This window comes from Sphingomonas sp. ERG5 (genome assembly GCF_000803065.1).
Classification (GTDB): domain Bacteria; phylum Pseudomonadota; class Alphaproteobacteria; order Sphingomonadales; family Sphingomonadaceae; genus Sphingomonas.
Map to the genome: position 1 here is coordinate 55,298 of NZ_JSXI01000077.1, position 10,085 is coordinate 65,382.

10 protein-coding genes and 1 tRNA gene are annotated in these 10,085 nt (G+C 62.2%); 4 read left to right on the forward strand and 7 right to left on the reverse strand.

Annotated features, from left to right (window positions below; translation table 11 throughout):
- Positions 1 to 46 precede the first annotated feature (46 nt).
- Complete coding sequence (locus tag OO12_RS24980; RefSeq protein ID WP_034161406.1) at positions 47 to 1,327, forward strand: hypothetical protein; 1,281 nt, start codon at positions 47 to 49, stop codon at positions 1,325 to 1,327.
- Positions 1,328 to 1,383: 56 nt separating this feature from the next.
- Here OO12_RS24980 and OO12_RS24985 read toward each other — a convergent pair whose 3' ends face one another.
- On the reverse strand, positions 1,384 to 2,832 hold the full coding sequence (locus OO12_RS24985) for a sulfatase family protein (protein WP_034161407.1): 1,449 nt from the start codon (positions 2,830 to 2,832) through the stop codon (positions 1,384 to 1,386).
- 229 nt (positions 2,833 to 3,061) lie between these two features.
- On the opposite strand from OO12_RS24985, the gene OO12_RS24990 reads away from it, so the two are divergent.
- Together OO12_RS24990 and OO12_RS24995 are read left to right on the forward strand one after the other, a co-directional pair.
- On the forward strand, positions 3,062 to 3,331 hold the full coding sequence (locus tag OO12_RS24990; protein ID WP_160296906.1) for a hypothetical protein: 270 nt from the start codon (positions 3,062 to 3,064) through the stop codon (positions 3,329 to 3,331).
- Positions 3,328 to 4,578 (forward strand): hypothetical protein, encoded by a 1,251-nt coding sequence (locus OO12_RS24995; RefSeq protein ID WP_034161409.1) that lies wholly within the window; start codon positions 3,328 to 3,330, stop codon positions 4,576 to 4,578. Before OO12_RS24990 ends, OO12_RS24995 begins: the two co-directional genes overlap by 4 nt.
- Before the next feature lie 315 nt (positions 4,579 to 4,893).
- On the opposite strand, the gene OO12_RS25000 is transcribed toward OO12_RS24995, so the two are convergent.
- From OO12_RS25000 to OO12_RS27280, 5 genes are all read right to left on the reverse strand, one after another.
- Positions 4,894 to 5,337 carry a hypothetical protein gene (locus OO12_RS25000; RefSeq protein ID WP_152616652.1) on the reverse strand — a complete coding sequence of 148 codons (444 nt, stop codon included), beginning with the start codon at positions 5,335 to 5,337 and terminating at the stop codon, positions 4,894 to 4,896.
- A 184-nt stretch (positions 5,338 to 5,521) separates the two neighbouring features.
- Positions 5,522 to 6,892, reverse strand: coding sequence for a hypothetical protein (locus tag OO12_RS25005; protein WP_152616653.1), 1,371 nt, complete (start codon positions 6,890 to 6,892; stop codon positions 5,522 to 5,524).
- 368 nt (positions 6,893 to 7,260) lie between these two features.
- Positions 7,261 to 7,334 (reverse strand) — tRNA-Gly (locus OO12_RS25010).
- Between the two features lie 91 nt (positions 7,335 to 7,425).
- Positions 7,426 to 7,935 carry a site-specific integrase gene (locus OO12_RS25015; protein ID WP_152616654.1) on the reverse strand — a complete coding sequence of 170 codons (510 nt, stop codon included), beginning with the start codon at positions 7,933 to 7,935 and terminating at the stop codon, positions 7,426 to 7,428.
- A gap of 154 nt (positions 7,936 to 8,089) precedes the next feature.
- Positions 8,090 to 8,392, reverse strand: a complete 303-nt coding sequence (locus OO12_RS27280) for a hypothetical protein (RefSeq protein ID WP_052216256.1) — start codon at positions 8,390 to 8,392, stop codon at positions 8,090 to 8,092.
- Positions 8,393 to 8,656: 264 nt separating this feature from the next.
- Between OO12_RS27280 and OO12_RS28970 the strand changes: the two genes are divergently transcribed.
- The gene (locus OO12_RS28970; RefSeq protein ID WP_200887557.1) at positions 8,657 to 8,833 is read left to right on the forward strand and encodes a hypothetical protein; all 177 of its coding nucleotides are present in this window, start codon (positions 8,657 to 8,659) and stop codon (positions 8,831 to 8,833) included.
- A gap of 44 nt (positions 8,834 to 8,877) precedes the next feature.
- Here OO12_RS28970 and OO12_RS25025 read toward each other — a convergent pair whose 3' ends face one another.
- Entirely contained in the window at positions 8,878 to 10,047 is a 1,170-nt protein-coding gene (locus OO12_RS25025; protein ID WP_082006777.1) for a hypothetical protein, read from the reverse strand.
- Positions 10,048 to 10,085: the final 38 nt, after the last annotated feature.

Below are 10,085 nucleotides of genomic sequence, written 5' to 3' on the forward strand. Positions count from 1 at the left end.
CCGCGCGCCCCAAATCCCCGTTCCGCAAGCCTGAAGGAAAGTAACAATGCCGACGACCTCTTATACCGCCTATAGCCTGTACAGCTACAATGTCAGTCCGGTGATCGGCATGGCCGGCCGCATCACCGACAATGGCACGACCATCACGCCGATCCCCAATATGAAGACCTATTCCGGCACGCCCGGCGCCGGCGACCCGCAACTCGAGGGCTTTGCCGACCCGAGCGGCAATCTGCGCATCGCGGTTGCGCCCTATGTCGGCGGCACCGGCGAAACCGTCGAGATCCGCAACGCCCTGACCGGCGCGATCGTCGGCACGCCGCACACCTGGGCCAGCGTCGACAATCTCTATGGTCTCGTGCTGGTCGGCAGCTATCTCTACGCGATCGATTATGACAATGCCCGCGTGGTCGAGATCAACCCGACGACTTATACCCAGACCGGCGTGACCTATACCCTGTCGAGCAGCTTCTTCCCGGCCGGCAATGTCCCGCACGGCCAGGGCCTGATCAACATCGGCGGCACGCTTTACGGGCTGTTCTCGATCGCCAACAGCAGCTTCACCACCTATGCCAACAGCGTGCTGGTGCGCTTCACCATCACCGGCGGCAGCTCGATCAGCGTTGCGGCCAACGACTATAACAACAGCTTCGGCAAGAACGCGTTCGCCATGGCGAACCAGGGCAGCGATCTTTATGTCGCGTGCATCGGCGGCGCGCAGGTCGGCGGCACGCCCAACGTCAATTCAGCGCTGCAGAAGATCGCGTTCGGCGCCGCGAATCTGGCCACGGCGGCGGTGACGACGGTGTTCGGCTATAGTGCGACCTATCCTTACGAAGTGCGCGACATCAGCTTCAACGGCACCACCGCCTATGTGCTGTTGGGCGCTTATGATGCCGGCTTCACGATGAAGGGCGTGCTGCTCCAGACGACGACCGCCTTTTCCAGCTTCGCCACGATCAACAGCTTCACCGGCGGTGCGCCGGGCTATTATTGGGCAGCGCAATATATCGACAATAACCGCATCCTGTTCGCGCGCGGCAATGAGATTCTCTATTACAACGCCGCCAGCACCGGCACGCCGGTCGCGACGCTGACCATCACCGGCGGTAGCCTCAAATCGGCCGGGACCAATTACGATACGCTCAACGACATGAGCTATGTCGGGTCGCGCACCACCACGCCGCTGGCGGTCCGTGGCTATCGCTCGCCAACTCAGGTCTCGCGGTCGGCCCGCGCCATCCAGGCGCGCTCGATCGCCCAGGGACGTCCCGAACTCACCGCCGACGAATTGCGTCGCCTGGACGAGGTTGCCGCCGAGAGCTGATCTGCGGATAGGGATCAAGGCTGCCGGGGGTAAACCCGGCAGCCTTGTTTCCCGGGCTATCCGGCAGCGTGGCCGTAAGGCGACGCCTCGCCCAGCCACGGATCGCGGGTGGCACGCCGCCATTCGGTCAATCGCTGGCGAAGCTGGTCGAGCGTCTTGCGCGCCGCCGGCAGATCGACCAGATTCACCACCTCGTCCGGATCGCTGCGCAAATCATACAATTCCTCGGCCGGGCGCTTGCGATAGGCGGCCTGAGTCCGCCGCCCAAGCCGCGTCGCCGGGTTGGCAATAATCGCCTGCCAGCTTGGCGATCCCGCCACATCCCCCGCGATCGGATAATCGAGCGGGTGAGCGAGATTGGCGATGTAGCTATGCGTCCGCGTGCGGATGGCGCGCATCGGATAATATTGATTGATCTCGTGGAATTCGTGGCTCGCAAAGATCCTGTCGCGATCCGGCGCATCGTCTGTGCCGAGCAATGCGAGCAGGGACTGGCCGGGCAGGGATTGGCCGGGCAGGGATTGGCCGGGCAAGGGCAGGCGCGGCCCGGCGGCCCCGGTCCAGTCGAGGATCGTCGGGACGATATCGATAAAGCTCACCATCGCGCGATTGACCGCGCCGCCGACATGGCCGGGCGCATGGATGATCAGCGGCAAATGCAGGCCGGCGTCATAAAAATTGGTCTTGGCCCCGGGAAACGGACGGCCATTGTCGCTGAGATAGATGATCAGCGTGTCGCCATCGCGTCCGGCCGCCTTCAATCCGTCGAGCAGCAACCCGATGCCGCTATCGAGCCGGCTGACGGATTCATAATAGGCCGCCAGATCCTGCCGCACGGCGGGCAGGTCGGGCAGATGCGGCGGTAGCGTCACCGTCGCCGGATCGTAATGGACCGGCTCGATCCGCGGCCAGTCGCCATTGCCATAGCCGCCGGGTGCGCGGTGCGGATCGCTATAGCCGATCGTCACGAAGAAGGGCCGTTCGCCCGCCGCGTTGATGAAGTCGATCGCGGCCCCGGCCATCGCGGCGACATCGCGCACGCCGCTTCGTTCAGGCAGCAATTCGGCGTCATACGGAAAGGCCGTATCAGGGCGGACGTGTTTCTTGCCCACCAGGGCGGTCGCATACCCCGCCTTTTTCAACAGCGCCGGAATCGTCTCGATCCCGTCAAGCAACGACTGATTGTGGAAATCGTGCGCCAGCCCATACATGCCGTTCTGATGCGTATAGAGCCCGGTATAAATGACCGACCGGCTCGAGCTGCAGGACGACACCGCAGCATAAGCATTGGCGAAGCGAGTGCCGGTTCGCGCCAGCGCATCGATATGCGGCGTGCGAACCGACGGGCCATAACATCCCGCATCGAGGCCCTGATCGTCGGCGATGAGCAGCAGGACGTTGCGCACGGCACCGGCGCGCGCTCCCGAGGCGCGCGCGCTTCCCATCGGCAATGTCATGCCAGTGGCAAGCGCGGCGACGGAGGCGAGCAATGAACGGCGATCCATTGGCGACTTTCCCTCCCCGGAGCATCCGCTCGCGACGCCAACCAGCCCGGACGCCTCGTCCAACTGCCCGCGCGACTGCCGCCATGCAAGACCCTGAAATCGGCTGCGACGCGATCGATCCATTTTGACTGTGACTCCTGGGTACGCGGTCCGATTTGAGGCGTAGCATCAACGCACGCGGCCCGCTGGGGCGAGTCGCGATCCAAACCACTTTGCCGGGGGGCGAATGATGTTGGGTCTGATCCTTGATTATTATTGGATGAGCATGACCGATCCGATCGTGCAGGTCACGGTGGAAGGCTCGCTCGCCGAGCTTCGCGCGGTCGGGCATGTCGATCCCTCGCAGGCGGTCGATGGCTGGAATCGCGCCGACGTGATCCCGCTGGAAGAGCATGACGTCACGTCGGACCTGACCGGCGGCTTGCTCAAGGCACATATCTGCGCGCGGAAAGGGACAGACTTCCGGCACGCGCTTCGCGCAGCCGAGCAGGAAACATGAAGGCCCGCGTCCTCCTCCTCGGACTCCTGCTTGCCTCATGCGCGCATCCCGAGGATCGCCGCTGGGCGAATCTGATCCCGCCGCCCGGAACGGCACCCGCCGATGCGGTGCCCAATGTGAGCGTCTACGCCTTTCCGACGCCCGCCGATCCCAAGCCGGTCACCAAGCTGCGCGATCTGTCGGGCGAAGGCCAGGCCGCCTATATCGACAAGATCAGCACTGCGGCCGACGCGGGTGCGCTGCGGCGTGCGCTCGCCGCGCCGATCGCCCGGCCTGCGGGACTCGGCGCGACGGAGCGCCCCTCGCTCGACGAGACCGTGGTGATCGGCGTTCAGAAGCAACGTCTGGCCGCGATCGGCGATCGAGTGATGCGCACCGTCGTGACGATCGTGCCGACCCGCGGCAGCTTCGAATTCGCGGGTTACACCGTCATCGCGACCGACAATCAGGTGCAGAGCATCGCGCATCTTGAAACGACGAGCGAGGCGTCGCTCGATGCCTCGCTCGCGCCGCCCATCAAGGGGTTTGGTGACAATAGTATCGCAGGCAAATTGTCGCGCAGCGTGACGACATCGGCCGATATTTCCGCGCAATATGAGAAACTCAACGTCGATATCGGACCCGACAAGATCGTCATCACGCGCGAGAGCGAGCGCGGCCTCGACGTTATCGGGAACACCATCATCAAACTCTCGCTGATCCCGACGCCCCCTGCCGGGATGGGCTCGGCGGGCAATGTGTTCCTCGTCGGCGACCAGGATCTGTTCAAGGACGGAGCGGTGCTCAAACCGGGCGATGCGTCGCTCGATATCGATACCTTCGCCTTTCCCGCCCGCTGCCCGCTGACCGCCGATGTATCGATGGACTATCGCGTCCGCCGCGTGGTCAGGGGCGCCAAATATTACACCGAGGGCAAACAGGATGCGCAGGTTCTCGACGGTCAGACCCCGGCGTCGACCGTCGAACTGGTCAGGGCCAGGGACGTCACGATTCCGCTATGGCGGATCGTCATCGGCGACAACCAGACCGCCATCACCGTGCGCCGCGCCGACAACACCAGCCGGTTCCTCGCGTTCAACAATTATGAGGCGGCGCAGGCGTTCGCGCTCTGGCTCCGCAAGACCGGGGCGACCAGGATCGGCAAGGACGGCGTCGTGATTTCATCGGGCGGACGACCGACGCTCAATGCCGACGTGCATGCCGCCGCCTATAGCATTGGCTGCGGGGGCGCTCCGGAAACCCCCTAGGCGCTGGCCGTCGTACCGTGCCGCCGCGCCCGCCGGTCGCCTCGTTTCCGTCTTCGGTCCGTTGAGGGGCAGGCGTGCGGATTCAGCGTCTTCGCGCTCTCATGGCCCCGCAAATCATATGGGCAAATCCTATGGGCAAATCATTTGGATAGACGCGATTTTACGATGACGGTTTCCGAGTAGCGCGATTGACGGCACTCCTGACCGTTTTGCCGTCACCATCCCGGTATGTGACATGCGTCGTGATTGCATCGGGCGTGATCGAATCGAGGATCGTTGCGCTTTGATTCTCGTTGGGATTGAGCAGGGTCCAGGTCATTTCCTTCCTGGCGTCGTCCCAACGGCCTTCGAACTGGCTGGCCAGCCCGATGGAGGAAAAATACCCGCGACGGTAACAGCCTTGCCCGCATCGTACCAGTAGAGAACGAAATACTCCTCGCGCGTCTTGCCATCCGAGGTTCGACCGTCGATTCGAATAAACTGGCCGTTGAGCAGGCGCTGACCAACCGCTTCGCCGGCGAAATGAACGCCCTGTGGCGCTCCGGCATTGGGCGCGACCTGGATATCAAGCGACCAATTTCCCACCAATGGAGCAAGCACTTGCAATTGCGCCGAAGGCGGATTGCCTGCGTAAGGCAGATTATTCCCGGGCGAGGATTGAGACCATCCGGGCGCGGCGCAGAACATTGCCGGTAGCGCCAGCAGCAGCAACCCGAAGCGGTGCAATTTTGTCGGAGCCTTCCCAGCGCCATTGGGCATGATACGCCATCCGAATCTGACTGTCATGCTCATGCCCGCCTCTCGATCATGTCGGAGACGCGAGCCTATCCAGCGATAGAATGTCTGGCCAGCGATCTCGACGCAAAAGGCGCGATCGGTTTTTCCGAGCAACATGTGCTTTCAAGCGATGCGACCCGCGAATCGCGATGGCGTCTGTTCTTCCTCAGTTCAACACGCACCAGTCAATTTCCTCGGAGACATTTGCCCATCTGTCTGACGTGACATTTGATGCGTAGATACCCGTTCCTAGAAGGTCGGGCGTGGCATCGGTCTGGTTGAGCGGGAAATCCATATAGGCGAAAGACTTAACATTAGAGACATAATGCGGGAGGAAGCTGCCGGACTTCTCGGGCGCGGCACCTCGGTCAAACCATGCCATCACACGCACATAGGCACTGCTGGTTACAACTGAGCCGGAGTTGATTCCTTCCATCTGGCCATGGCACTTGGCGACCGTAGGGGCGATGATACCGCCAGTTTCGGCGTAAAGGTCATGCTCGAAGCAGGTGACCTGCGAACCACAGAACGATGCTGCGGAAGCGGGAAAAGTGATACCTGCGTTGATCCATCCGAACGGGCTGATGTGAACCTGCGGGATCAAGATTTCACCTTGCGGCTTTTGGTAATATTTCACGCCGCCAATGAAGCTTCCAATCGCCAAAACCGGATTGGCGAAATAATAAGTATCTGATGCAGCGCCGTTCAACTGCACGCCAATGTAAAAATAAGTCGTGGCGGCAGGGACCGTAAAGCTACACTCCTGCCATTGATAACCAGTCGCAGCGGAAGCATTGGCACAGGGCGTACGAACGCCATTTACGCTGTCGTTGGTGAAGATCGTCCAGGTGCCAGACCCGCCACGTACCTTCTGATTGCCGTAGACCCCGAAAACAACTGTCTTGCCCTGAAATTTGGCGAGGTTTTGAGTGGGCACGTAAATGTAGAAATGTTCTGTCAACGCACTATCTTTGGTCATGCCGAGCGCAGCGTAAGCGCCAACGTCGGTCGGCATGTTCGCTGCGTAGAGGCCGCGATTTTCGTTGCGCCACATCGGCATGGTGGGAGTTTTGAGCCAGCCGTCCGGGCCGGAACCGGTCGAGGTGATCGACAGGTTCCCCGCTGTGACCGGCAGCAAGGTGGTGCTGCGATTGACCGAGGGCGTGCAACCATAAGGTGTACGAACCGTGATTGACGTGTTGACGACAAGTGCGACGATCCGCATCGGGCCGACGGCAAAACACGAGTCGATCCCACTCCCCGATGCCTGTACTAGATCGCCCACCGACAAGGCATTGGTGGTTGTTACGGCGAAGGTTGAACGGCCAATGCTGCCTGTGCTGTTGGCGAGCGCAGAGATGGGCGCTACCGTGCCGGTGCCTTGGTGGTTTTCCTGCGTACTGAACCCCCAACCAGACATGACCTCCCACTGACTGTTCGGCGCGAGATTTACAGGTGCATTGTAGGCAGTCTGCGCAAGAACGGGGGAAACGAAAACAATCAGAAATGTCGAGAATACCCATCGCAAAAATCGCATCGTATGCCCCCGAAAACCGCCAGCCTGTCCCCGGGACAGATTAGGCACCCAACTGTACCTCGTGTCTCACCTCGACAAGGATCACGCAATCCACCAAACCTCCACTGGCGTCGTAAAGGTTGATCCTATTTCCCATATCGTTCTCGCGCCAACCCAGAACCTTTTCGATGGACCAAGTCCGCCGATGACATCCTCGCCGCCGTCATACGAGACCCGATCAGGCCAATCTCGGGCTGGCTTTAGCGGCTACCGAATCGATCATTGACGAGATCGAGGCACTAGCGCCGGGCGCGTTTTACCGCGTCGTTACCGCAGATCGCGCGGCGCTCCGCGTTCTCAGAGCAGGAAAAAATGGCTGATTTCTGCGGTGGAGCGGGTGAAGGGAATCGAACCCTCGTCGTAAGCTTGGGAAGCTTCTGCTCTGCCATTGAGCTACACCCGCAAACGGAAGGATTTCTGCGGCTTTCCGTCAAGTGCATCATGGCTGTTTTGCCGCGATGCGCTCGCCGATTGCCACGATAGCGCGCGCGTCGTCAACACATACCCGCCGAATTTCGGCAACTCGCTCCTTCGACCACCCCCATAATCGTGGCGGCTTGCTCGTCGGTCAATTCGCATTCGCTGCGCAGCATGGTGCAGAACCTGCCGCGCACGTCATGCAGGTGCTTCCTGCGTTCGGTGTTTTCATCATCGACGTGCACGATGTTGGCGGCATCCCGAATCCGATTGAAGCTTCCTGCGTACCCGTCGCCGCTCCATGGCTTGCCGAAGCTGTTGACCAGGATGGTATCCACACCATCGGCGCGCGGGCGCTGGCGCATTTCGGTCAAGAACGCGTCGAGCATTGGCGTCATCGGGATCGTGATCTTCCGGCGCTTGCCCCGGCTCTTTTTCAACGCCGTCTTGCTCACGGCAAATTCGCCGACATGGGCGAAAGTGATCGACACCAGATCCGCGCGACGAAGCCCGGTTAACTGGCAGCATACCCGCCGGCTGCTGACGTACGGATCGAAGCCGAGCCCGTCGCCCGCCCACGATCGCAATCGCGGGGTCTTTGCATCGCTCAGCCATCCACTGTGCTCTCATATGCCTCGCGAATGGGACCGGCGGGGCTGGCTGCGTGAGTAGCCATTTCGTCCGCTTTTGCTGAGCATTCGGCTGATGTGAGCACAGGAGCCTCTGGCAGAGTGGGCGGGTTCACCCGGACTCGTCACCGCCATCAATGAAATCGCGGAACACGGGCCGAGTGTCGACAATGCTCTGCCAATCGCTCTCGGCATCATCGATAGCCTGGAACACGTCGCCGTCGGCCTGTTGCGATCGTAGATGCTTCCGCACCGCCTCTGGGTCGCCACCCTTTGGAAACGAACGATCCGCACGCGCAGCTGCTGCCAGATCATCGACCCAATCGCCGCGGTCCTTTTGCGCGAGAAGCCAGCGCCCGAACGTCTCGCGCTTCGGTCGGTAGCGTTCCTGTTCCTGATCGCTGTCGCTGTCCATGTGTCACCTCCGAGTCGCCGGCATGATAGCACGCGCCAATTCGCTTGGCTCTTGCGGATCGTTCCTATTTCGTTCCGCAAGAGCGCATGCACCGAATCGACCGACAAAAGCTGTCATATCAACTGCACAGCGAACTGAAGTTCAGCCCGCGATGTATAACGGATGACCAGTAGCGCCGCGCGCCGCCCCGGCCTTATGCGACGGGGCGATCGAGATTGCGGCCATGCCGCGCAACCAATCGCCCGGCTGATATTTATATCGTCAATGAAAAGCCCCGACGCCCCCAGCAAACAGTTGATCCGAGCCTATCGTTTGTCGAGGGAAGCCAGCAATTGCCTCACCATCGCCATCGGCAGCCGGTCGTCCAAAGATGCGGCCGAACTGATCGACGAGGCGATCAAGCTCGCGACCCGCGCCCGCGAGTTGCGCGGTTGTGCCTGACGTGTTCGGGGCCTGACTCTTCCGGGGCCTGACTCGTTCGAAGCTTATCGCGCCGCACTGGCCTTCACGCCGGCCACCGCACCATCCGGACCGGCGCGCAGCAGCGACCAGCCCGGCGGGATGTAATCGACCGACATATAGAAATAGAACACGCAGGATCCGTCGCGCCGGTAACTGCCGCCCTTCAACACGCCGAACGCCGTCGTGCCGCTGAACACCGGCGATCCACTGTCGCCGCCCTTGCAGGTCGGCCCCGCCACCGTAACCCAGGTCGGCAGGCACGCGCCACCGCACAGGTCGCCGGCGGGCGCGAAATCGGTCAGCTCGACCAATGCGCAGCTATAGCCGGTACGCTCGCCGCGATGACACACGAAATCGCCCGCACGGGTCGCGGCGCGGGTGCGCTGCCCGGTCACTGGCCGCAGCCGCGTCTTGGCTGTGTCGGCATAGAAGAACGGTGTTGGCATTTCGGCGCTGGCATTGATCTGTACGTCGCGATACCCCCAGCCCCATTGCGCGATGAAATCGAGCGGCAGGTCGCCGCGCTGCTCGTCGCGATAGGATAGCGCATCGAGGCAATGCGCGGCGGTGGTCACGCCGTGCCGTACCCCGTCGCTGACCGTGAACCCGGTGGTGCAGACATAGCGTTTGCCGTCGGTCGGGCTCACGCCCTCGACTCTTCCTCCGCCGGCAATGTCGAGATTCTTGTCGACGCGGTCCATGACCCGCACCTGCACCGGCACGCCGGCGATCGCCTCGATCCGCGCCTTGATCGCGTCCGCGCCCTCCTTCGCATCGGTGGTGCCGATCGTGACGACCAGTTCGCCGGTACGCGGGTCGAGTCCCATGCCGGCCGGCCGGCGCAACTTGGCGTTGATTGCCTGCTGATACCAGGTCATCGCCCAGATCACCCGCTCGCGCGATACGCGCGCGCCGGTGCGGAATATGATCGGCACGGTCATCCCGCCGGCCCATACGCCCAGGGTCGGCACCGGCGTGTCGCCGGTCAGATAGACGATGATGCGATAGGCCGGGCGATGCTCGATCGCGATGCCCGCCAGCCGGTCGCGATAGGTTTCTTCAATCCGGTCGGTGGCGGCGACGCTTTGCTCCTGCGCGGCCAACCGGCGGATCGCTTCGTCGAGCGGCACGCCGAACTGCCGGGCATATTCCACGCCGTCGCGGGCCAGCGCCTCCGCCGGCGTTTCGACCACCGGCGCGGCTTTGGTCGGTTCGGTTTGAGGCGCAGGGG